Origin of the sequence: Macromonas nakdongensis (genome assembly GCF_002837145.1) — a bacterium.
Taxonomy (GTDB): Bacteria; Pseudomonadota; Gammaproteobacteria; order Burkholderiales; family Burkholderiaceae_C; genus Macromonas_B; species Macromonas_B nakdongensis.
In genome coordinates, this window is sequence record NZ_NWMV01000017.1 from 45,167 (window position 1) to 67,043 (window position 21,877).

A 21,877-nucleotide genomic window follows, 5' to 3' on the forward strand; every position below is an offset into this window, starting at 1 on the left:
ACCCATGCCCACCTGGTACCTCGTCTACACCAAACCTCGCCAGGAGCAAATGGCGCTGGAGCATCTGCAACGCCAGGGCTACCACTGCTACCTGCCCACACTGCGCGCCGAAAAAATACGCCGCGGCAAAGCCGTGTGGGTGACCGAGGCGCTGTTCCCCCGCTACCTGTTCATTCAGCTCGACACCGGCATGAGCGCCAAAAGCTGGTCGCCCATCCGTTCCACGCAGGGGGTGAGCACCTTGGTGCACTTCGGTAGCCAGCCTGCCAGGGTGGACGACGCCCTGGTGCAGTGGCTGCAACAGCACGAGCTGGCCCTGCCCGAGCAGGCACGCTTCCAGCCCGGCGACGCAGTGCGCATTACTCAGGGCCCATTTGCCGGCCTGGACGCCGTCTACCAGATGACCGACGCCCAGCAGCGCGCCATCGTGCTCATCGACATCCTCAGCCGCCCCGTGCAACTGCCCATCGAACCCGCAGCCCTGGAGGCCAACCGATGACCATGAACAAGTTTTCCCGCGGATGCAACACCGCCGCCCAGTGGACCTTGGTGGCCGCCTTTGGCGCCTTCCCCATGGCCTTGGGTTTGGCCAACGCCTTGATGCTGCTCGCCGTGTTGTTGTGGTGCCTGGGCGGCCACTGGGCCGAGCGTTGGCAGGCCGTCAGCCGCAACCCCGTGGCCTGGCTGGTGCTGGCCCTGTACGGGCTGATGCTGCTGGGGGTACTCTACACCCCCGCGCCGGCTGACGACTGGCAACTGCACCTGAAGAAATACATCAAGCTGCCCATGGTGATGGTGTGGCTGGCGCTGTTGTGGCAGGCGGCCAGCATTCGCCAGCACGCGCTGAACGCGTTTGCCGCGGCCATGGCTTTCACGGCCGCCTCCACTTGGTTGAACGTATGGTACCAGCTGCCGTGGTCGCAAAGCCAAGAGCCGGGCTGGGGCGTGTCGCACCACGTGTTTGGCGATTACATCACCCAGAACGTGATGATGTCGTTGTTCGTGTTGTTGGCCCTGTTCCGGGCACACGCGGCGCAGGCATGGCAGCGATGGGGGTGGGCAGCGGTGGCGCTGCTGTCGGCCGTGACGATGACCCATTTGTCGATGGGCCGCACGGGTTACGTGCTGCTGGTGGTGGCGGTGGGGGTGTTCATCCTCACGCGGCTCACAGGGCGGGTCGCTTGGGGGGCCCTGGTGGGGGGCGTGTTGTTGCTGGGTGGCTTGTTGGCCACGTCAGACACCATGCGCGAGCGCTTTGCACTGGCCGTGACCGAAGCGCAGCAGCACGACACCAACAACGCGTCGTCCATCGGCCACCGCCTGTACAACTACAAAACCACGCCCAAACTGATTGCCGAAAAGCCGCTGTTGGGCTGGGGCACCGGGGCCTACCACACGGCCATTTGCCACGTGCTGGACAAGCCCGAGGAATGCCCCTCGTACAGCTGGCACCCGCACAACCAGTATTTGTTCTTTGCGGCCGACCACGGTGTGGTGGGTTTGGGCCTGTACCTGGCCCTGTTGGCCAGCATGGCGTGGGTGGCCTGGCAGTCTGCCGACCCGCAGGCCCGCACCCTGCTGTTGGGTCTGACGGCCCTGCTGGCGGTGAACGGTCTGTTCAATTCCGCCCTGTGGAGCGCCCGCGAGAGCCACTTCTTCAGCCTGATGGCCGCGCTGCTGGTCAGCATGGCCTGGGCCAGCCGGGAGGCTGGCCCATCCAAGCCGCTTACTTGATCCCCGCCAGGTCCCGCAACACCTGCACCTTGTCGGTCCGCTCCCAGGTGAACTCGGGTTCGTCGCGGCCGAAGTGGCCGTAGGCGGCGGTCTTGCTGTACACCGGGCGCAGCAGGTCCAGCATCTGGATGATGCCGCGCGGGCGCAGGTCGAACACCTCGCCCACGATCTTGGAAATCTGTTCGTCCGACACCACGCCGGTGCCTTCGGTGTACACCGTCACATTCATCGGGCGGGCCACGCCAATCGCGTACGCCACCTGGATCTGGCACTGCTTGGCCAGACCGGCGGCCACGATGTTCTTGGCCACGTAGCGCGCGGCGTAGGCGGCGGAACGGTCCACCTTGGTCGGGTCTTTGCCGCTGAAGGCGCCACCGCCGTGCGGGCAGGCGCCGCCGTAGGTGTCCACAATGATCTTGCGCCCGGTCAGGCCGCAATCGCCTTGCGGCCCGCCAATCACGAAGCGCCCGGTGGGGTTGATCAGGTACTTGGTGTCCTGCAGCCACTCTTTGGGCAGCACCGGCTTGATGATTTCTTCCACGCACGCCTCAATGAAGGCGGGCTTCATGTGCTTGCCGTCGCTCATTTCCGGGCTGTGCTGGCTGCTCAGCACAATGGTGTCGATGCTGTGCGGGCGGCCGTCCACGTAGCGCATGGTGACCTGGCTTTTCGCATCCGGGCGCAGGAAGGGCAGGCGCCCGTCTTTGCGCAGCTGGGCCTGGCGTTCCACGATGCGGTGTGCGTAGTAAATGGGCGCGGGCATCAGCTCCGGCGTTTCGTCGCAGGCGTAGCCGAACATCAGGCCCTGGTCGCCGGCACCGGTGTTCAGGTAGTCGTCGCTCGCGTGGTCCACGCCCTGGGCGATGTCGTTGCTCTGCTTGTCGTAGGCGACCAGCACCGCGCAGCCTTTGTAGTCGATGCCGTATTCTGTGTTGTCGTAGCCGATGCGCTTGATGGTGTCGCGCGCCACCTGGATGTAGTCCACGTGCGCGTTGGTGGTGATTTCACCGGCCAGCACCACCAGACCGGTGTTGGTCAGGGTTTCGGCGGCCACGCGGCTGCGCGGATCCTGCTCGAAAATCGCGTCTAGGATGGCGTCCGAAATCTGGTCCGCCACCTTGTCGGGGTGGCCTTCGGAGACCGATTCGGATGTGAAAAGAAAGTCGTTCGCCATTTGAATACACTCCTATGAACTGCCTGGCGGTCGCCGGGCAAAGGGTGCTTGGCGAACGCTTTAGCTGAATTTTTGAATCGCCCGCAAGTTGTTCAGTAACTCGGCGATGCATCGATTGTAATTCCAACCCGCCGGCGGTGTGGGGCACGGGCCCAGTCGCTGCCGCCCCCGTTTGGACGAACCATGCTGTCTGTCTTCAAATTTCTGGCCCGTTGGCCCCTGCCGCTGCTGCACGCCGTGGGTTGGGGCCTGGGCTGGCTGGCCTGGTTGCTGGCGCCCAGTTACCGCCGCCGCTGGTTCCACAACACCGCCTTGGCGGGGGTGCGGGGCCGGGCCCGCTGGGCGTCCATCGGCGAAGCCGGCAAGCAGGTGGCCGAACTGCCGCGCCTGTGGTTTGGCGCACCGGTGCCGACCGGGTGGGAGGGAGCGTCCCATGTTGAAGCCGCGTTGCGCCACGACCAGGGCATCCTGCTCCTCACGCCGCACCTGGGCTGCTTTGAAATCACCGCCCAGGCGTACGCGGCGCGCTTCGGCGATGCGGCCGTTGAGGGGGCCCAGCCCATCACGGTGCTGTTCCGCCCGCCCCGCAAGGCCTGGGCCGCGGAGGTGCTGCGCACCGCGCGTGAACGCCCAGGCCTGGCCACGGCGCCCACCACCCTGGCGGGGGTCCGCCAGCTCATCCAGGCGCTCAAGCAGCACCAGACCGTGGGCCTGCTGCCCGACCAGGTGCCGCCCGAGGGCCTGGGCGTGTGGGCGCCGTTTTTTGGCGAGCCGGCCTACACCATGACCTTGTCGGTGCGCTTCGCCCGCACCCCCGGCACGCAGGTGCTGTTCATCTGGGGCGAGCGCTTGTCGTGGGGCCGGGGCTTTGTGGTGCACGTGCAGCCCTGGCACGAGGTGGTGGGCGAGCCGCTGGCCGACGACATGACCCAGGCCGCCACCCAGATCAACCGGGCGATGGAGTGCATGGTGCTGCGCCAGCCCGACCAGTACCTGTGGGGCTACGCCCGCTACAAGGCGCCGCGCAAGGGGGGCTGAACCTGCGTCGGGTCAGCCTTGAACGAAGTCGGCCAGCAGCGCCTGCACCTGGGCCGGTCGTTCGTGCAGCAGCCAGTGCGAAGCGTCGGCCAGGCGCTCGATGCGCAGATCGGGCACGTGGGCGTCCAGTCCGTCCAGCAGGCCGGGCAGCAGCGCGTGGTCGCGCAGGCCCCACACCACCAGGGTGGGCACGGTGACGCGCAGCAAGGCGTCGGGCAGTTGCACGGCCTGGGCGCCCGGGTCCTGGGCAGTGGCTGGGCGCAGGGGCGAGGCGCGGTAGTAGTTCAGCGGGCCGTTCAGGCCCTGGCGCCAGGCGGCGCGGTACTGCTCGCGCAGCGGTTCGGTCAGCCAGTCGCAGCGCCCGCCATCGCCCATGTTCGTGAAAAAGGGCCAGAGGCGGGCAAAGTCGTTTTCGGCCAGCAGGGCTTCGGCGTCCGGGCGCACCAGGAAGTTCATGTAAGCGCTGGCCGCCTGTTGGGCGAGGTCGGCCTGCAGGTCGCGCAGGAAGGTGGCGGCGTGCGGGGCGTTCAGGATGGCCAGCCGTCGCACCTGCGCCGGGTGCTGGGCCGCCACGCCCCAGGCCACGGCGCCGCCCCAGTCGTGGGCGATCAGGGCGTGCACCCGTCCGGGGTCGGGGCTGTCGGCGGTGATGTCGGCGATCAGGGCGGCGATGTCCTGCACCAGGTGCTTGGCGCGGTAGGCGGCCACATCCGCTGGTGCACTGGAGCCGGCGTAGCCGCGCAGGTTGGGCGCCACGCAGTGGTAGCCGCCGTGTGCCGGCTGCGCAAAGTGCTGCAGCAGCTCGTCCCAGACGAAGGCGGCTTCGGGAAAGCCGTGCAGGAACAGCAGCACCGGCCGCCCGGCTTCCCCTGCGGTACGGCAGACCAGGTCGATGCCGTGGGGGAGTCGGACGGTGCGGGTGTGGATCATGGTGTGTCGGGCGGCGGGGTGTCGGGGGCCGGGGCAGCGTGCGTCCAGTGCCACAGCGTGAGGGCGACTTCGTCGATGCCCTGTTTTTTCAGGGCAGAGAACAGTTTCGCCTCGCCGCCGCCGGCCTGCAGTCGCGCAATCGACAGGGCCTTGTTCGCTTCGGCGCGGGTGAGCTTGTCGGCTTTGGTGAGCAGCACCAGAAACTTCAGGCCCTGCGCCACCCGCGGGCGGATGACGTCGAGCAGGGCTTCGTCGAGCTCGGTCAGGCCCAGGCGCGGGTCGCACAGCAGCACCACGCCGGTCAGGTTGGGGCGACTGACCAGGTAGTTGGCCATGACCTGCTGCCAGCGGCGCTTGGCCTCCTGCGGCACCGCGGCGTAGCCGTAGCCGGGCAGGTCGGCGAGCACCGCGTCGGTGGCGCCTTGCTTGCCCAGGGCGAACAGGTTGATGCTTTGCGTGCGCCCCGGCGTTTTGGAGGCGAAGGCCAGCCGCTTTTGCTGCGTCAGGGTGTTGATGCAGGTGGACTTGCCCGCGTTCGATCGGCCGACGAAGGCGACCTCGGGCACGTCGAGGGCGGGCAGGTGGTGCAGCTGCGGGGCTTCGGTCAGGAAACGGGCCGTGTGCAGCCAGCCGTTGGCGGTTTTGGCGTCCACCAAAGGGCTGGCCGGAGGGGTGTTGGGGCTCATGGGAAAATCTGTGGTCATCGGACATTGTAAAATCTGTTCGATTTGCCTCCGCACGGCCCTGTGCCAGGGGGGCGACTTCGTAGCAATCCACGCCCACTGCCCACGAAATGAAATTCATCGCCTCTCTCATCGGTGCCGCCGCACTCGCCACGCTGTCTCTGTCTGTGCACGCGCAGGCCGCCAAACCCGACCTGAAGAAGGGCGCCGAGCTGTTCGGTCAGGTGTGCGTGGCCTGTCACGCCGCGGACGGCAACTCCACCGTGGCCGCCAACCCCAAGCTGGCCCAGCAGCACCCGGAATACCTGGTCAAGCAGTTGCAGGAATTCAAGTCCGGCAAGCGCGCGAACGCCGTGATGGCCGGTTTCGCGGCCGCGATGTCGGAAGCCGACATGCGCAATGTGTCCTACTGGTTGGCCAGCCAGCCGGCCAAGACCGGCTTCTCGCGCGACAAAGACTTGGTGACCCTGGGCGAGCGCATTTACCGCGGCGGCATTGCCGACCGCAAGGTGGCCGCCTGTGCCGGCTGCCACGCGCCCAACGGCGTCGGCATCCCGGCGCAGTACCCGCGCCTGGCAGGCCAGCACGCCGACTACACCAGCACCCAGATGAAGGCGTTCCGCGCCGGCGAGCGCAAGAACAGCACGCAAATGGCCCAGATCTCCGCCTACATGACCGACAAGGAAATCGCGGCCGTGGCCGACTACATCGCCGGCCTGCGCTGACCCCATGGGGCCCCGTGCACGCGCCAGTGGCCCCAGCACCAAGTCGGGATTCGGTACATCCATAAGCCAGCGTTAATATTCAGCCGGACAATCCTTTCGGCCCTGTGCATTGAACCGATTGCCGGCAATTGACTCACAGTCAGGGCAGGTCCTTTTCGGACCTGCCTTTTTTCTTGCCATTTGCTTGTTGACATGACCGCATCCACCGCTGGTATCGAACTCAAAAGCGGCTCGCAACGGCTGAGCGCGGCGGTGGAACTGCTGTCGTCCATGCGCTTTGCCATCTCGCTGCTGACGGTGATCTGCATCGCCTCGGTGGTGGGCACCGTGCTCAAGCAGCACGAGCCGCTGAACAACTACGTCAACCAGTTCGGCCCGTTCTGGTCCGAGGTGTTCGGGGCCTTGAGCCTCTACTCGGTCTACAGCGCCTGGTGGTTCCTGCTCATCCTGGCGTTTCTGGTGGTCAGCACCAGCTTGTGCATCGTGCGCAACACGCCCAAGATCTTCACCGACCTGCGCCAGTACAAGGAAAACATCCGCGAGCAAAGCCTCAAGGCCTTCCCGCACAAGGCGCAGGCCACCCTGGCCGAAGGCACCGAAGCCGCTGCCCAGCGCATGGGCCAGGCGCTGATCGCCTCGGGCTGGAAGGTGCGTTTGCAGCGGCGCGACACGCCCGAAGGCCCGGGATGGATGGTGGCGGCCAAGGCCGGTGCGGCGAACAAGCTGGGCTACATCGCCGCCCACGTCGCCATCGTGCTGGTGTGCATCGGCGGCCTGTTCGACGGCGACCTGGTGGTGCGCGCGCAGATGTGGTTCAACGGCAAGACGCCGTTCACCGGCGGTGGCCTGATCGCCGATGTGGCGCCCGAGCACCGCCTGAGCGACCGCAACCCGACCTTCCGCGGCAACCTGCTGGTGACCGAAGGCACCCGTTCGGGCACCGCGCTGCTGGCGCAGCCGCAGGGCGTGATCCTGCAGGACCTGCCTTTCGATGTCGAATTGAAGAAGTTCGTGGTCGAGTACTACTCCACCGGCATGCCCAAGCTGTTCGCCAGCGACATCGTGATCCACGACCGCTACACCGGCGAAACCGAGGAAGCCCGGGTCGAGGTGAACCACCCGGTGAGCTACCGCGGCATCCAGATCTACCAGTCCAGCTTCGACGACGGTGGCTCGCGGCTCAAGCTCAAGGCCGTGCCCATGGGCGGGGCCTTCAAAGGTTTCGAGGTGCAAGGGCGTGTCGGCGAAAGCACCGCCCTGAGCAACGGCGATGCCCGCATGCAGTTGGAGTTCACCGGCCTGCGCGTGATCAACGTCGAGAACTTCGGCGGCGGCCAGGCCGGCAGCGGTGCCGATGTGCGCAAGGTGGACCTGCGCCAGGCCATCGAAGGGCGCCTGGGGTCGGCCCACAAGACCATGACCGAGAAAAAGCTGCGCAACGTGGGGCCGAGCGTGACCTACAAGCTGCGCGACGCGGCCGGTCAGGCCCGCGAATACCACAACTACATGCTGCCGATCGACCTGGACGGCACGCGCGTGTTCGTGCTGGGTGTGCGCGACACCCCGGCCGAGGCCTTCCGCTACCTGCGCCTGCCGGCCGACGAAAACGACGCGATGGACGGTTACGTGCGCCTGCGTGCTGCCCTGGACGACGCCACGCTGCGCCGCGAGGCGGTGCGCCGTTACGCCAAGGACGCCACCCGCGGCCAGCGCGAAGAACTGGCGCAGGCCCTGAGCCTGTCGGCCCAACGCGCCATCGACCTGTTCGCCGGGGTGGACCCCGAGCTGGCCAAGCTGCCGCACAACGGCCAGCCCAAACTGGGCGGTCTGCAGGCGGTGTCGGCCTTCATGGAGGCCAACGTGCCCGAGGCCGAGCGCGATCGCGCCGGCGAAGTGCTGTTGCGCATCCTCAACGGCACCCTGTTCGAGCTGTACCAGTTGAGCCGCGAGCGCGCCGGCCTGAAGCCGGCCGAGCGCGGCGAGCAGAACGCCGCCTTCATGACTCAGGCGGTGCTGAGCCTGAGCGACGGCTTCTTCTACCCCGCGCCCCTGACTTTCCAGTTGACCGACTTCGAGCAGGTCCAGGCCAGCGTCTTCCAGGTGGCCCGCGCGCCGGGCAAGAACATCGTCTACCTGGGCTGCCTCTTGCTCATCCTGGGGGTTTTTGCCATGCTGTACGTGCGCGAGCGCCGCCTGTGGATCTGGTTGTCGCCCCAGGGCGGGGGCGCGCAGGCCAGCATGGCGCTGTCGTCCAACCGCAAGCTGATGGACAACGACCGCGAATTTGAAACCTTGAAACAACGCTTGCTGCAGAACCCGACCGAGGTGACACCATGAACGCTGCGACCCACACCCTGGACCTGAAACGAGGCGGCGGCACCGTCGGCCTGCGCCCGGGCTACTTCGCCCGCCGCAACCTGTGGGACTGGCTGTATGCCCTGCTGGTTGCCGCCGCCGGTGCCGGTGCGCTGTTCCTGTACGGCGACCACATGGACGGCTACGAAAAAGCCATCCTCGTCGGTACCGTGCCCAGCCTGACCGCGCTGGCCTGGTTCTGGCGGCCGGTGCGCCTGCTGACGGTGGCCGCTGCCGGTCTGGCCCTGCTGGCCATCTGGCTCTACCAGGTCGATGGGGCGCCGCAGGTGGCCCGCGCCGACGAGGCCTTCCTGCTCAAGTACTTCCTCTCCAGCCAGTCCGCCATCTTGTGGATGAGCATGCTGTTCTTCATGAGCACCGCGTTTTTCTGGGTCGGGATTTTCTCGCGAGCCAACGCCGACGCCTTCGAAAAACTCGGCTCGCGCCTGGCCTGGGTGGCGGTGACGCTGGCCTTGGTCGGCTCGCTGGTGCGCTGGTATGAAAGCTACCTGCTGGGTCCGGACATCGGCCACATCCCAGTGAGCAACCTGTACGAAGTGTTCGTGCTGTTCTCCTGGCTCACCGCCGCCTACTACCTGTACTACGAAGACCGCTACCAGACCCGCCGCATGGGTGCTTTCGTGATGCTGGTGGTCAGCGCCGCCGTGGGCTTTTTGCTGTGGTACACCGTGGTGCGCGAAGCCCACCAGATCCAGCCGCTGGTGCCGGCGCTGCAAAGCTGGTGGATGAAGCTGCACGTGCCGGCCAACTTCATCGGCTACGGCACCTTTGCTATCGCCGCCATGCTGGCCTTTGCCTACCTGATCAAGCAAAGCGCCGGCGAAACCCGCTGGTACAAGCTCGCGCCTCTCTGGTTGCTGGGCGTGGTGCTGTGCTTCGAGCCCCTGGTGTTCCGCCAAGGTGCCACCAGCGGCGGCGGCAGTTATTGGTTCGTGTACTTCGGCGTTTCGGCCCTGATCGTCGGCGGCATCCTGGCTGCGCGCGGCCGCATCGCCGAGCGCCTGCCCGCGCTGGAAGTGCTGGACGACGTGATGTACAAGGCCATCGCCGTCGGCTTTGCCTTCTTCACCATCGCCACCGTGCTGGGCGCGCTGTGGGCGGCCGAGGCCTGGGGCGGTTACTGGAGCTGGGACCCGAAGGAAACCTGGGCCCTGATCGTCTGGTTGAACTACGCCGCCTGGTTGCACATGCGCCTCATGAAAGGCCTGCGCGGCACCGTGGCGGCCTGGTGGGCGCTGGTGGGCCTGGTGGTCACCACCTTCGCCTTCCTCGGCGTGAACATGTTCCTGAGCGGCCTCCACAGCTACGGCGAGTTGTGATGCCGTCTGCGTGACTGGGCACACGGGGGTTCCGCGGAACCCCCGTGCCATTTCTGGGCTCTGATGCTGCACCCCACCGCACGAAAGGAAGTCGCCATGAGGATCCGCACCGGACAAGACGGATTTCAGCACCCCATTCCCAGTGAGATCACCCCGCGCGCGGTCTACCAGGAACGGCGTCGCTGGCTGCAGCAGGCAGCCTGGGGGCTGGGCGGTGTCACGCTGGTTGCCTGGGCCGGGCGCCAGGCCTGGGCCGAGGGCCGGCCGGGGCGCTTACCGGCCTTGGCCGGTGTGCCTTCGGACGTCCCGGGGGCGCTCACCGCCGAAGCCCCCACTCCCTACCGCGACGCCAGCACGTACAACAACTTCTACGAGTTCGGTCTGGACAAGGCCGATCCGGCCCGCCTGGCCGGCCGCATGAAAACCCGGCCCTGGACCGTCCAGGTCGAGGGGCTGGTGGCCAAGCCCCGCACCTATGACCTGGACGAGCTGCTGCGGCTGGCGCCCATGGAGGAGCGGATCTACCGCCTGCGTTGTGTCGAAGGCTGGTCCATGGTGATTCCCTGGGTGGGCTATTCGCTGGCCGCCCTGGTGCGCCAGGCCCAGCCCCTGGGCAGTGCCAAGTTCGTCGAATTCCACACCCTGGCCGACCGCGAGGCCATGCCCGGTCTGCGCTCCAGCGTCCTGCTGTGGCCCTATGTGGAAGGCCTGCGCCTGGACGAGGCCCTGCACCCGCTGACGATGTTGGCGTTCGGCATGTACGGCGAGGTCTTGCCCCAGCAGAACGGCGCGCCCGTGCGCGTGGTGGTGCCGTGGAAATACGGCTTCAAGAGCGGCAAATCGCTGGTGAAGATCCGTTTCGTGGACAAACAGCCGGCCACCGCCTGGAACGTGGCGGCTCCGCAGGAATACGGTTTCTATTCCAACGTCAATCCCGACGTGGCGCACCCGCGCTGGAGCCAGGCCAGCGAGCGCCGCATCGGCGAGGGAGGCCTGCTGGCCAAGCGCCGCAAGACCTTGCCCTTCAACGGTTACGGCGAGCAGGTTGGCCAGCTGTACGCGGGCATGGATTTGCGCCGTTTTTACTGAGCGCAAGCCCGCCATGTGGCAACGCCGTCTGGCCGCCCCCTGGGTCAAGCCCACGCTGCTGGTCCTGTGCGCGCTGCCGGCCATGTGGCTCTGGTGGGCCGGTTTCACCGACCGCCTGGGGGCGAATCCGGCCGAGGCCCTCATCCGCGGGCTTGGCGACTGGACCCTGCGCCTGCTGTGCCTCACCTTGCTGATCACCCCATTGCGGCAGGCGTTCGGCCTGGCGGCGTTGGCCGCTTGGCGGCGTGGCCTGGGGGTGTGGACGTTTGCGTACGCCAGCCAGCACGCGCTGGCCTACGCCTGGCTCGACATGGGCCTGGGCTTGGACGAGGTGGCCAGCGACGTGGCCCAGCGCCCGTTCATCGCCCTGGGGTTCGTGGCGTGGCTGTGTCTGCTGCCCCTGGCCGCCACCTCATTCAACCGCGCCATGCGCTGGCTGGGTGCCGCCCGATGGAGGCGCCTGCACCAGGCGGTGTACGCGGTGGCGGGCCTGGCCATTGCGCATTTTTACTGGATGCGTGCCGGCAAGAACCACTTCACCGAGGTGTATGTTTACGCCGGTCTGCTGGCCCTGCTGCTGGGCTGGCGTGTGGGGCGGTGGGCACGCGCCCCGCGTTCTGCGGGTGGCGCGCCAGTGGGTTTGCGCCCCCGTGACTGAACGGCCTCAGCCCAGCGACAGCTGGGATTCGAGGCGCAGCTGGTCGTCCACGGTTTCGCGGGTGCGGATCAGTTGCGCCCGGTCGCCGCGTACCAGCACCTCGGCCGCCCGGCCGCGGGTGTTGTAGTTGCTCGACATGCTCATGCAATAGGCGCCGGCCGAACAGACCGCCAGGAGATCGCCGGGCTGCACGTTCATGGCCCGGTCGCGGCCCAGCCAGTCGCCGCTTTCGCAGACCGGCCCGACCACGTCCCAGACCGTGGGCTCGCCCGCGCGCGGCTGCAGCGGGACGATGGCGTGGTAGGCCTCGTACATGGCGGGTCGGGGCAGGTCGTTCATGGCCGCGTCCACCACCAGGAAGTTCTTCTGCTCGCCGGGTTTCAGACACACCGTTTCGGTCACGCAGAGGCCGGCGTTGCCCACCAGGGAACGGCCCGGCTCGATCAGCAGCTTGCGCTGGCCGTGGCCGCGCGCGTCCAGCTTGGCCAGCAGGGCCTGCCACAGGGCGTCGGCCGCGGGCGGCGTGTCGCCCTGGTAGTCGATGCCCAGGCCGCCACCGAAGTCGATGTGTTCCAGCGCAATACCGCTGGCTTCGATCGCGTCCACCAGGTCCAGGATGCGGTCCATGGCGTCGAGGTAGGGCGACATCTCGGTGATCTGTGAGCCGATGTGGCAGTCGATGCCGACCACCCGCAGCCCGGGCAGCTGGGCCGCGTGCCGGTAGGCTTGCAGCACCGCGTCGTGGGCGATGCCGAATTTGTTGCCCTTGAGGCCGGTGGAGATGTAGGGGTGGGTCTTGGCGTCCACGTCGGGGTTGACGCGCAGGCTGACCGGCGCACGCCGGCCCAGGGCCGCGGCCACCTCGTTCAGCACATCGAGTTCGGCCAGGCTTTCGACGTTGAAGCAGCCGATGCCGGCCTCCAGCGCCTGGCGCATCTCGGCGCGGGTTTTGCCCACGCCGGAAAAAATCACTTTTTCCGGGGCCACCCCGGTGCGCAATGCGCGGGCCAGTTCCCCGCCCGAAACGATGTCCAGGCCGCAGCCGGCATTCACGAAGGTCTGCAGCACCGCGAGCGAGGAGTTGGCCTTCATCGCGTAGCAGATGAGGGCCTGGCGCCCGGCAAAGCCTCGCTGGTAGGCGGCCAGGGCCGCCAGCATGGCGGATTGCGAGTAGACGAACAGAGGCGTGCCGTGCGTGCGCGCCAGCGCCGACACGGACAGGTCTTCCACCATCAACTCGCCGTTGCGGTAGGCGAAGTGCGGGTGGCCGGGCAGGCGGAGATCGGAAGGGGAGGGCTGGGCCATGGGCAAGCGGGATGGAAATCAGGGGCGGCGGGGGGCGGTCGCGTCGGGCTGGGGTGTGGGGGTGCGGGACGCGTCCGGCACCGCGGCGGTCGGGGTGGTGGGGGCAGGCAGGTAGAGCGGACCTTTCTGGCCGCACGCCGCGAGGGCCAGTGCCAGGGCGGCCGCGCACCCTCCACGTCCCCACATGCCCACGGCCGCGGCCCGGTCAAGTGCTGCATCCGGGGTGGTGGCCGAACGCCGGCCTAAAATTTGGCGAAATGTGAACATCGAGGAATTGTAATGACCGACCTGGAATACATGGACCGCGCCGAAACCGCCCTGCAGGCGATCGAGGCGGCGTGCGACCGCATCAACGACGAAACCGATGCCGACGTCGACAATCAGCGGGTGGGCGGCATGATCACGCTGGTGTTCCGCAACGGCAGCCAGATCGTGATCAACCTGCAGAAACCCTTGCACGAAATCTGGATGGCGGCCCGTTCCGGCGGCTACCACTACAAATTCGACGGCCAGTGCTGGATGGACACCAAGGGCGCCGGTGAATTTTTTGCCCACCTGAGCCGGGAGGCCTCGGCCCAGTCGGGGCAGGCTCTGGTCTTCAGTTCCTGAACAGGTCGAGGATGTTGCGCTTTTCCTGGGACTCGGCTTCGGGGGCTCCGGCTTCGGCGCTGCCCGCGTTCATGCCCAGACTGGCCACGCCCGAGCCGGGCTGGTATTCCTCGTAGAACCATTCCCCCTGGGTGAACACCACCCCGGCCGGGGCCACCGGTTCCTGCACCGGCACGTTGCGCAGGGCTTCGCCCATGAACTGCACCCACACGGGCAGGCTCAGGGCGCCGCCGGTGGCCTGGCGGCCCAGGTTGCGCGGCGTGTCGTAGCCCATCCAGACCGCGGCCGACAGGGTGGGGTGGTAGCCCACGAACCAGGCGTCGATCGAGTCGTTGGTGGTGCCCGTCTTGCCATACAGGTCTGGGCGTTTGAGCGTGGCCTGGGCACGGGCCGCGGTGCCCGAACGCGTGATTTCCTGCAGCAACTGGCTCATGATGAAAGCGTTGCGCTCGGGGATGACGCGCTGCGACTCGTCCGGTAGGTGGGGCGGGGACGCCATCAGCACCTTGCCGCGCTGGTCGGTGATGCGGGTGATCAGCATCGGCGGCACGTAATGCCCCCCGTTGGCGAACACGGCGTAGGCGCTGGCCATCTGCAGCGGGGTGACCGAGCCCGCGCCCAAGGCCATGGTCAGGTAGGGGGGGTGTTTTTCGGCTTCGAAGCCGAAGCGCGTCACCCACTCCTGCGCACTGGTGGTGCCCACCGCCTTCAGGATGTTGATGGACACCATGTTCTTCGATTTGGCCAGGGCGGTGCGCACCGTCATCGGGCCTTCGAACTTGCCGTCGTAGTTCTTCGGCTCCCAGGGTTTGCCGCCGGTGACCGTGGCGCTGAAGAACAGCGGCGCGTCGTTGACCACGGTGGCCGGGGTGATGCCTTTTTCCAGCGCGGCCGAGTAGATGAAGGGCTTGAAGCTGGAGCCGGGCTGGCGCTGCGACTGGGTGACCCGGTTGAACTTGTTGCGGTTGAAGTCGAAGCCCCCGACCAGCGCCCGGATTTCGCCGGTGCGCGGGTCCAGCGCGACGAAGGCCGTCTCCACCTCGGGCGTTTGGGTGATGTACCAGCCGGCGCTGCCCTTGACGGCGCGCACCACGGCCCCGGGGCGCAGTTTCAGGTGCGGTGGGGCGTTGTCGGCCAAGCCGGAGCGCACCGGTTCCAGTCCGGCGCCGGTGACTTCAAACGGGGTGTCGTCGCCCCGCACCAGCAGCACCCGGCGCGGTGTGGCTTCGAGCACCACCGCGGTCAGCAGCGTGCCGTTGTCGGGCAAGGCAGTCAGTGCCTGGTCGATGGCCTCCTCGCGGGCCGTCTTGTCGGCGGGCAGGTCGATGAAGCGCTCCGGTCCGCGGTAGAACTGGCGCCGCTCGAAGTCGAGCACGCCCTGGCGCACCACCTTGTGCGCCAGGCGCTGGGCCTGGGCATCGACCGAGGTGTGAACCTGCAGGCCGCGGGTGTAGGCCTCGTCGCCGTACTGCTCAAACACCGATTGGCGCACCATTTCCGTCAGGTAGTCGGCGTGGATGAACTGGTCCGGGTCGATCTGGCGCAGTTTCAGCGGTTCGTCCTTGGCGGCCCGGGCCTGCTCGGCGGTGATGAAACCGTTCTCCAGCATCCGGTCGATGATGTACAGCTGCCGCACCCGGGCCCGCTTGGGGTTGCTGATGGGGTTGTAGGCCGAAGGGGCTTTGGGCAAACCGGCCAGCATCGCGGCTTCGGCGACCGACACCTGCTTGAGCGGCTTGCCGAAGTAGGTCTGCGAGGCCGCGGCAAAGCCGTAGGCCCGGTGTCCCAGGAAGATCTGGTTCATGTAGATCTCCAGGATCTGCTCCTTGGTCAGCAGGTGTTCCAGCTTGAAGGTCAGCAGCACCTCATAGATCTTGCGCAGGTAGCTTTTTTCACTCGACAGGTAGACGTTGCGTGCCACCTGCATGGTGATGGTGGACGCACCCTGGCTCTTGGCCTCGGCCAGGTTGGCCAGCGCGGCCCGCAGCATGCCGCGGTAATCGATGCCGTTGTGCTCGAAGAAGCGGGCATCCTCGATCGCCAGCACGGCATTGACCATGACCGCCGGTATGTCCTCGAACGGCAGCAGGTTGCGGCGCTCTTCGCCGAATTCGCCGATCAGCTCGCCGCCCCGGGCGTACACCCGCAACGGCAGCTTGGGGCGGTAATCGGCCAGCTCCGTCACGTCGGGCAGGTTCGGGTAGGCCATCGCCAGCCCCAGGCCGATCACCAGCGCCAGACCCAGGGCGCCCGCCGCGGCCAACCCCACCAGCCAGGTCAGAAGCCGGCCCGGCCCCCCCCGGCGGGGCGATGGGTTCGGGCGGTCGGGGGCGGGTTGGGGGTGGGAGCGTTGGGTCATGCAGGCCTTGGAATGCTGGCCACGATTATAAAAACCGGGCCTCAGCCCGCCGCTTTTTCGCCGGATTCCCTGTGAAAGTTTGTAAACACGGCCAAAAAATGGCGGATACTGTGTCCGTGAGCGAGTGAGGCAACGTGTGTTTTTGACAACGTCGGGGCTGGCAGCCGCAGCGCTTTTGTTTGTGGACGAAGCCGGCTTGCTGCTAGTATTGAAACAGGACGTTCACAGGTGACGTGAAACGAACACACACATTTGGGGATGGAATTGATCTCACTGGGGTCTATGTTCAGCCGGGAGCCCGCGCCGCTTCTGGGCATTGATGTCAGCTCCACCACGGTCAAACTGGTCGAGTTGGGGCGTGGCCGGGACGGCGGCATGGTGCTGGAGCACTGTGCCATTGAGCCTTTGGAGCGGGGCTGGATCAACGAAGGCAACGTCGAAAAGTTCGACGAAGTGGCCGAGGCCTTGCGGCGTCTGGTGCGCAAAGCCGGTACCAAAACCAAGAACGTGGCCCTGGCCCTGCCCGGTTCGGCCGTCATCACCAAAAAAATCAACCTGCCGGCCGGTCTGAGCGACGCCGAGTTGGAGCTGCAGGTCGAGTCCGAGGCCACCCAGTACATCCCCTTCCCACTGTCTGAGGTCAGCCTGGACTTCTGCGTGGTGGGTCCGGCGGCCAACGTGCCGGACTACGTCGAGGTGCTGCTGGCCGCTTCGCGCAAGGAAAAGGTCTCGGACCGCCAGGGGCTGGCCGAGGCCGCGGGCCTGAACCCGGTGGTGTTGGACGTCGAGTCCTACGCCTCCCGCCTGGCCGCCTCGCGCCTGATCGAGTCCCTGCCCAACAAGGGGCGGAACATGCTGATCGCCCTCTTCGAAGTCGGGTCGCAGGCCACCAGCTTGCAGGTGATCCGCAACGACGAGATGATTTACGAGCGCGACCAGGTGTTCGGTGGTGTCCAGCTGTCGAACCAGATCGCGCGCCAGTACGGCATTTCCTTTGACGACGCCGAGGCCAAGAAAAAATCCGGCGCCGGTTTGCCCACCGATTACCAGGACACGGTCCTGGCCCCCTTCATGGAAGGCCTGGGCCAGGAACTGGGCCGTGCCCTCCAGTTCTTTTTCACCAGCACGCCGCACAACAAGGTGGACCACATCCTGTTGTCGGGCGGGTCGGCTGCCCTGCCGGGGCTGGCCGAGGCCGTCATGGGGCAGACCTCCTTCCCCTGCAAGGTCATCAACCCCTTTGATGGCATGTCGATCTCGCCGTCCATCCCCGCCAGCCGCCTGAGCATGGAGGCGACGTCCTACCTGGTGGCCACGGGTCTGGCACTGCGGAGGTTCAGCCAATGATCACCATCAACCTCCTGCCGCACCGCGAGGCGGCACGCAAGAAGCGGCGCGAGCAGTTCTTTGTGCACCTGGGGCTGGCTGCGGTGGCCGGTCTGGCGGTGGCGGCGGCCATCTATGCCTTTTACGAAGCCCGCATCGCCGAACAGCAGCGGCGCAACGAGTTCCTGCAGACCGAAATCCGCAAGCTCGACGTCCAGATCAAGGAGATCGCGACGCTGCAACAAGAGCTCAACAGCCTGAAGGCGCGGCAGGCTGCGGTGGAAAGCCTGCAGGCCGACCGCAACCTGCCGGTGCACCTGCTCAACGAAATGGTGACCCAGTTGCCCGAGGGCGTGTACCTGCGGACTTTGAGGCAGGAGGGCATGACCATCAGCCTCACCGGCCTGGCCCAGTCGCAGGAGCGGGTGTCTGAGTTGCTGCGCAACCTGGGTGGCCACAGCGATTGGCTGACCCAGCCGCAGTTGATCGAAATCACCGCCACGACCGCCACCTTGGGTGCGCGGGGCCAGCGTCGTGTCTACAACTTTTCAATGCGCGTGACCTTGACCAAAGGGCCGGCCCCGGCCGAACCCACCCCGGCGGCGGCCAAGCCCGCGGCAGGCAAGGCGTGAGGCGGCGGTTTCGTCGGACAAGCACCATGGCCAAAACCTCCAAAAAATCCTCGATCGACTTCGCGGCTCTGCAGCAAAAGGTCCGCACCCAGTTCACGGGACTGGATCCCAACGATCCATCCTTGTGGCCGAACCTGCCCCGGTTTCTGCTGCTTGGCGTGGTGGGTGTGGCGGTGGTGGTGGCCTTGTGGTACCTCTGGTTGACCGACCTGGATGTCCGGTTGGAGTCCGAGCGCACCCGCGAGACGGAGTTGCGCGCCCAGTACACCAAGAAGCTGGGCCAGACGGTCAATTTTGAAATCCTGAAAGCCCAGTTGGAACAGGTGCGCCAATACGTGGCCCAGTTGGAAAAGCAGTTGCCCAGCAAGGCCGAGATGGACGCCTTGTTGTCCGACATCAACCAGGCCGGCTTGGGCCGGGGGCTGCAGTTCGAGCTGTTCCGGCCGGGCCAGGAAACCGTGCGTGACTACTACGCCGAGCTGCCCATCACCGTGCGCGTCACCGGCAGCTACAACGACGTGGGGCTGTTCGTGTCCGACGTGGCCCACCTGTCGCGTATCGTGACCTTGAACAACCTGTCGCTCAACCCGAACCGTCCGGATGTGCTGACCATGGACGCCACTGCGAAGACTTTCCGTTACCTGGATCCCGACGAAGTCAAGACGCAGCAAAAGAACCAGGGGGCGAAGAAATGACATCCGCTCTGCACCGTGTCCGAGGGCTGGGGGGCTTGTTGCTGTTGGTTGCCTTGGTGTCCGCCTGCGGCACCTCTGGCAACGAGGAGCTGAGCCAGTGGATGGCCGAGCAGCGCAACACCGTCAAACCCAAGGTGGAGCCCGTTTCCGAGCCCAAGCCTTACGTGCCGCAGGAATTCACCCAGTTGGCCGAGCTGTCGCCGTTCAGTGATGAAAAGCTGACCCGATCCTTCAAGGACGAAGCCGCCACGGCGGCCGCCACGGGTCTGCTGGCCGCCGAAGTGAACCGGCGCAAGGAGCCGCTCGAAGCCCTGCCTTTGGACACCATGGTCATGGTGGGGCTGCTGGACCGGCGCGGGCAGAAGGTCGCGCTGGTGCGCGCCAACAACCTGCTCTACCAGGTTCGCGTGGGCAACTACCTGGGGCAGAACTACGGTCGCATCCTCGGCATCACCGAGGGTGAGATCAAGCTGAGGGAAATCGTTCAGGATGCGGCAGGCGAGTGGATCGAGCGCATGACGTCCTTGGAGCTACAAGAGGGAACCGGCAAATGACCAACAAGCACACCACCGGCAACAGTCAGGGTCGCACCATGTCGCGCACAGGCAAACTTACGTTCATGGTGTCGGCCTTGCTCATGGCGGGTCTGGCCCAGGCCCAACTGGCCATCCAATCGGTCACGGCGGCCACCCAGGGCGGTGGCGAAGTGATCCGCATCCAGATGAGCGAACCCCTGAAGCAATTGCCCGTGGGGTTCGCGATCCAGTCTCCGGCCCGCATCGCGCTCGATTTTGCCGGCGCCACCAACGCCAGCGGAAAAAACCTGTTCCCGATCAACCAGGGCAACCTGCGTTCGGCCAATGTGGTGGAGGCGGGCGATCGCACCCGGGTGGTGCTCAACCTGAACCAGTCGGTGGGGTACGAAACCCGCCTCGATGGCAATGCCCTGCTGGTGACCTTGCAGCAGGCCGCCGTGGCCAAATCCACGGCCGGCGAGACGGTGTTCGCCGCCCCGAGCGAAGCCATCGACGTGTCGCCGCTGTCGGACATCGATTTCCGCCGTGGCACCGAAAACACCGGGCGGGTCGTTGTCAACCTGGCCAACAGCCAGACGGGTGTCGACATCCGACGCCAGGGGCGTAACCTGGTGGTGGAGTTCCTGAAAACATCGCTGCCCGAGGGGCTGCGCCGGCGTCTGGATGTGGCCGATTTCGGCACACCGGTGCGGATGGTGACGGCCACCCAGGCCGGTGACCGGGTGCGCCTGCTGATCGAGCCCACCGGCAACTGGGAACACAGCGCTTACCAGAGTGACAACCAGTTCGTGCTGGAGGTCCGGGAGATCAAGACCGACCCCAACAAACTGACCCAGGGGCCGAATTACAGCGGTGAAAAGCTGTCGCTGAACTTCCAGAACATCGAGGTCCGCTCCCTGTTGCAGGTGATCGCCGATTTCACGAACTTCAACATCATCACCTCGGACACGGTGACGGGCAACGTGACCCTGCGCCTGAAGGACGTGCCCTGGGACCAGGCCCTCGACATCGTGCTGCAGGCCAAGGGCCTGGGCATGCGCAAGACCGGCAACGTGATTTGGATCGCGCCGCAAGCCGAGATCCTGGCCAAAGAAAAGGCCGAGCTGGAGTCGCGCCAGCAGATCCGCGCACTCGAGCCGGTGCGCACACAAAGCTTCCGCCTGAATTTCGCCAAGGCCGACGACGTCTCCAAGCAGTTGACCACGGCGGTGGGGTCGGGCGAGTCGGCGGTTCGCCTGCTCAGCAAACAGGGCTCGGTGTTTGCCGAACCCCGCACCAACCAGTTGTTCGTGACCGACATTTCCTCCAAGCTGGACGAAATCGGTGAATTGATCAAGAAGTTGGATGTGCCGGTGCGCCAGGTGCTGATCGAGGCCCGCATCGTGGAAGCCACCGACGACTTCAACCGCAGCTTGGGCGTGCGTCTGGGCGGTCGGATGAGTCAGCCGGTGACTTTGATCAGCAACAACAACAAGGACAAGGTCCAGACCACCTTCGGCTTTGGCTCGTTGGGCGCCGCCAGCAGCAGCAACGTGACGACCATTCCCTCGTCCAGCACCAGCGGTGGCACCTTTGCCCTGTCCTTGTTCAGCCCGAACCTGAGCCGTCTGGTGAACCTGGAAATCGACGCCAACGAATCCGATGGCCGTTTGAAGACGATTGCCAGCCCGCGGGTGCTGACCGCCGACCAGGGCAAGGCCCGCATCGAGGACGGTCGCCGCATCCCGGTCACCACCACCCAGCAGAACGGCACGGCCAACACCAATTTCGAGAGCGCCTCGCTGGTGCTGGACGTCACGCCACAGATCACGCCGGAAGGCGATGTGATCATGAAGCTGGACATCCGCAACGACTCCCCGATCGTGTTCAACAACACCACGGCCATCCAGACCAAGAACGTGCAGACCCAGGTGCTGGTGGAAAACGGTGGCACGGTCGTGATCGGCGGTATCTACAGCCTGGAAGAGTTGGACGGCACCAGCAAGGTCCCGGGTCTGGGTGACGTGCCGGTGCTGGGCAACCTGTTCAAGTCGCGCACGCGCTCCCTGCGCAAGTCCGAATTGCTGGTGTTCATTACCCCGCGTGTGCTGAACGAAGAGGCCCGCAGTGCCCTGTCGGTGTCCACGCGCTGATGCCGATCGCACTGGTAGGCTTGCCGGGTTCCGGCAAAACCACGGTCGGCCGGCAGTTGGCGCGCCGTTTGCAGTTGCCTTTCCTCGATTCGGACCAGCGGATCGAGGAGCGTCTGGGCTGCACCATCCGCGAATTCTTCGCCCGCGAAGGCGAGGACGCGTTTCGCGACGTGGAGCAGACCGTCATCGATGAACTGACCCAGGGTGGACCCTGCGTCCTGTCCACCGGGGGCGGCGCGGTGTTGCGACCGGTCAACCGCCGGCACCTGCGCGAACGCACAACGGTGTTCTACCTGCGTTCGGCCCCCGAGGACGTGTTTCGCCGGGTCCGGCACGACCGCAACCGCCCCCTGTTGCAGGTCGATGACCCTTTGCAGCGCCTGCGTGACCTGTACGCGGTGCGCGACCCGCTGTACCGCGAGACCGCGCATTTCGTCATCGAAACCGGGCGGCCGTCGGTGGCGACCCTGGTGAACATGATCGCGATGCAGCTGGAGTTGGACGGTCGCCGTCCGGCCGAGCCCGTCGGGTCGGCCGCGCCGTCGCTACACTAGGCG

At 66.3% G+C, this 21,877-nt stretch carries 21 protein-coding genes; 15 read left to right on the plus strand and 6 right to left on the minus strand.

All coding sequences use genetic code 11. The features are described from left to right. Window positions 1-4 precede the first annotated feature (4 nt). The gene (gene rfaH, locus CON77_RS03130) at window positions 5-499 is read left to right on the plus strand and encodes a transcription/translation regulatory transformer protein RfaH (protein ID WP_101047678.1); all 495 of its coding nucleotides are present in this window, start codon (window positions 5-7) and stop codon (window positions 497-499) included. 2 nt (window positions 500-501) lie between these two features. Next, the gene (locus tag CON77_RS03135) at window positions 502-1,734 is read left to right on the plus strand and encodes an O-antigen ligase family protein (protein WP_198552250.1); all 1,233 of its coding nucleotides are present in this window, start codon (window positions 502-504) and stop codon (window positions 1,732-1,734) included. Here the strand turns inward: CON77_RS03135 and metK are convergent. Continuing rightward, window positions 1,727-2,908: a methionine adenosyltransferase gene (gene metK, locus CON77_RS03140; RefSeq protein WP_101047680.1), complete on the minus strand. Its 1,182-nt coding sequence runs from the start codon at window positions 2,906-2,908 to the stop codon at window positions 1,727-1,729. The genes CON77_RS03135 and metK overlap by 8 nt on opposite strands. A gap of 183 nt (window positions 2,909-3,091) precedes the next feature. Between metK and CON77_RS03145 the strand changes: the two genes are divergently transcribed. Beyond that, window positions 3,092-3,946: a lysophospholipid acyltransferase family protein gene (locus tag CON77_RS03145; protein ID WP_101047681.1), complete on the plus strand. Its 855-nt coding sequence runs from the start codon at window positions 3,092-3,094 to the stop codon at window positions 3,944-3,946. Between the two features lie 12 nt (window positions 3,947-3,958). Here CON77_RS03145 and CON77_RS03150 read toward each other — a convergent pair whose 3' ends face one another. After that, a complete protein-coding gene (locus tag CON77_RS03150; RefSeq protein WP_101047682.1) occupies window positions 3,959-4,876 on the minus strand; it encodes an alpha/beta fold hydrolase in 918 nt (305 codons plus the stop codon). Further along, window positions 4,873-5,562, minus strand: a complete 690-nt coding sequence (gene yihA / locus CON77_RS03155) for a ribosome biogenesis GTP-binding protein YihA/YsxC (protein ID WP_101047683.1) — start codon at window positions 5,560-5,562, stop codon at window positions 4,873-4,875. The genes CON77_RS03150 and yihA overlap by 4 nt, the downstream gene beginning before the upstream one ends. Window positions 5,563-5,669: 107 nt before the next feature. Here yihA and CON77_RS03160 point away from each other — a divergent pair, with 107 nt between their 5' ends. The 5 genes from CON77_RS03160 to msrQ all read left to right on the plus strand — a co-directional run bounded on the left by CON77_RS03160 (window position 5,670) and on the right by msrQ (window position 11,726). Continuing rightward, entirely contained in the window at window positions 5,670-6,284 is a 615-nt protein-coding gene (locus CON77_RS03160; protein ID WP_101047684.1) for a c-type cytochrome, read from the plus strand. Between the two features lie 192 nt (window positions 6,285-6,476). Then, window positions 6,477-8,621, plus strand: coding sequence for a cytochrome c biogenesis protein ResB (locus tag CON77_RS03165; RefSeq protein WP_101047685.1), 2,145 nt, complete (start codon window positions 6,477-6,479; stop codon window positions 8,619-8,621). After that, the gene (gene ccsB / locus CON77_RS03170; protein WP_101047686.1) at window positions 8,618-9,979 is read left to right on the plus strand and encodes a c-type cytochrome biogenesis protein CcsB; all 1,362 of its coding nucleotides are present in this window, start codon (window positions 8,618-8,620) and stop codon (window positions 9,977-9,979) included. The genes CON77_RS03165 and ccsB overlap by 4 nt, the downstream gene beginning before the upstream one ends. A 96-nt stretch (window positions 9,980-10,075) precedes the next feature. Beyond that, window positions 10,076-11,068, plus strand: a complete 993-nt coding sequence (gene msrP, locus CON77_RS03175; protein WP_101047734.1) for a protein-methionine-sulfoxide reductase catalytic subunit MsrP — start codon at window positions 10,076-10,078, stop codon at window positions 11,066-11,068. Between the two features lie 13 nt (window positions 11,069-11,081). After that, entirely contained in the window at window positions 11,082-11,726 is a 645-nt protein-coding gene (gene msrQ / locus CON77_RS03180) for a protein-methionine-sulfoxide reductase heme-binding subunit MsrQ (RefSeq protein WP_101047687.1), read from the plus strand. Window positions 11,727-11,732: 6 nt separating this feature from the next. On the opposite strand, the gene lysA is transcribed toward msrQ, so the two are convergent. Then, on the minus strand, window positions 11,733-13,031 hold the full coding sequence (gene lysA / locus CON77_RS03185) for a diaminopimelate decarboxylase (protein ID WP_101047688.1): 1,299 nt from the start codon (window positions 13,029-13,031) through the stop codon (window positions 11,733-11,735). A gap of 18 nt (window positions 13,032-13,049) precedes the next feature. Beyond that, window positions 13,050-13,298, minus strand: a complete 249-nt coding sequence (lptM, locus tag CON77_RS03190) for an LPS translocon maturation chaperone LptM (RefSeq protein WP_369407335.1) — start codon at window positions 13,296-13,298, stop codon at window positions 13,050-13,052. A 12-nt stretch (window positions 13,299-13,310) separates the two neighbouring features. Between lptM and cyaY the strand changes: the two genes are divergently transcribed. After that, window positions 13,311-13,640: an iron donor protein CyaY gene (gene cyaY / locus CON77_RS03195; RefSeq protein ID WP_101047689.1), complete on the plus strand. Its 330-nt coding sequence runs from the start codon at window positions 13,311-13,313 to the stop codon at window positions 13,638-13,640. Here cyaY and CON77_RS03200 read toward each other — a convergent pair. Beyond that, window positions 13,630-15,999 carry a penicillin-binding protein 1A gene (locus tag CON77_RS03200; RefSeq protein WP_101047690.1) on the minus strand — a complete coding sequence of 790 codons (2,370 nt, stop codon included), beginning with the start codon at window positions 15,997-15,999 and terminating at the stop codon, window positions 13,630-13,632. The genes cyaY and CON77_RS03200 overlap by 11 nt on opposite strands. Window positions 16,000-16,263: 264 nt before the next feature. On the opposite strand from CON77_RS03200, the gene CON77_RS03205 reads away from it, so the two are divergent. From CON77_RS03205 to CON77_RS03230, 6 genes are read left to right on the plus strand one after another with little or no spacing between them, the layout of a single operon-like run. Then, a complete protein-coding gene (locus CON77_RS03205; protein ID WP_101047736.1) occupies window positions 16,264-17,346 on the plus strand; it encodes a pilus assembly protein PilM in 1,083 nt (360 codons plus the stop codon). Further along, window positions 17,343-17,957, plus strand: a complete 615-nt coding sequence (locus CON77_RS03210; RefSeq protein ID WP_101047691.1) for a PilN domain-containing protein — start codon at window positions 17,343-17,345, stop codon at window positions 17,955-17,957. The genes CON77_RS03205 and CON77_RS03210 overlap by 4 nt, the downstream gene beginning before the upstream one ends. 26 nt (window positions 17,958-17,983) lie before the next feature. Continuing rightward, complete coding sequence (locus CON77_RS03215; protein ID WP_101047692.1) at window positions 17,984-18,652, plus strand: type IV pilus inner membrane component PilO; 669 nt, start codon at window positions 17,984-17,986, stop codon at window positions 18,650-18,652. Then, window positions 18,649-19,206, plus strand: a complete 558-nt coding sequence (locus CON77_RS03220) for a pilus assembly protein PilP (RefSeq protein ID WP_101047693.1) — start codon at window positions 18,649-18,651, stop codon at window positions 19,204-19,206. Before CON77_RS03215 ends, CON77_RS03220 begins: the two co-directional genes overlap by 4 nt. Beyond that, the gene (locus CON77_RS03225) at window positions 19,203-21,320 is read left to right on the plus strand and encodes a type IV pilus secretin PilQ (RefSeq protein WP_439650508.1); all 2,118 of its coding nucleotides are present in this window, start codon (window positions 19,203-19,205) and stop codon (window positions 21,318-21,320) included. Before CON77_RS03220 ends, CON77_RS03225 begins: the two co-directional genes overlap by 4 nt. After that, complete coding sequence (locus CON77_RS03230; protein WP_101047694.1) at window positions 21,320-21,874, plus strand: shikimate kinase; 555 nt, start codon at window positions 21,320-21,322, stop codon at window positions 21,872-21,874. Before CON77_RS03225 ends, CON77_RS03230 begins: the two co-directional genes overlap by 1 nt. The last annotated feature ends 3 nt before the right edge of the window (window positions 21,875-21,877 follow it).